Raw genomic sequence first — 326 nt, forward strand, 5'->3', positions numbered from 1 at the left:
ATCCTGTCCCGCACGTTCCGCGCTGCATTGGTATCCGCCTGAAGAACGTCCCCGTTGGCACGGTAAAACTTGTCGCCCTCGCGCTTGCCTTGCAGCCAGCCCGTGAACGAGTCCATTTGCGACGTGTAGGCGGCGTTGACGACGACGTGCGTCGCCCCACGCTGCGTGCAAACTTCATCGAGCGCTTGAGCCAGTACACCCTTGGCCCATGCGCTCATGCGGCGGTTGTAGTTCCGCCACTGACTCCTCCCCTTGATGGGGGACGTCAGATCTTCCGAACCGACCACTGCCGCCTTGTCCACGATGGTATGGGCGGACTGGTAGGC

At 62.3% G+C, this 326-nt stretch carries 1 protein-coding gene; it reads right to left on the reverse strand.

Annotation, left to right across the window (positions count from 1 at the left end):
- Positions 1 to 326, reverse strand: a 326-nt coding sequence (locus ACYP5B_RS13680) for a zinc ribbon domain-containing protein (protein WP_459570017.1), incomplete at both ends; no start/stop codon positions are given.

The organism is Cupriavidus sp. 8B, from assembly GCF_054589115.1.